At 55.6% G+C, this 248-nt stretch carries 1 protein-coding gene; it reads left to right on the top strand.

The features are described 5' to 3' along the window. Window positions 1-248: ATP-binding protein (locus HWX22_RS32195; RefSeq protein WP_244135343.1), on the top strand; the 248-nt coding region annotated here is incomplete at both ends.

The raw sequence follows: 248 nt of genomic DNA, 5'->3' as shown, positions 1-248 counted from the left end.
CCTCGGCTTCCTTCAGAAACCCGATGATTTGCTGTTCCGTAAAGCGCTTCTTCATGTTCGTCTTCTTCTCCGAAAACGAACTTTACTAGACTCCGGCTGGCCCTGTTTGCAGGGGGCAGGTCAGTTCAGCCAGACCGGCGGTGCATTGCTGTTCCATCTGCTCTCAAAGCTATACGAGCACACGAGCGTCGCGATCACGACCAATCTCAGCTTCGGCGAGTGGGCGAGCGTGTTCGGGGACGCAAAGA

The sequence above is a fragment of the Burkholderia sp. BCC1638 genome, from assembly GCF_902833195.1.
GTDB classification, from domain to species: Bacteria; Pseudomonadota; Gammaproteobacteria; order Burkholderiales; family Burkholderiaceae; genus Burkholderia; species Burkholderia diffusa.
Note: the sequence above shows the minus strand (reverse complement) of the source record. Positions and strands in the feature narration are given on the sequence as shown.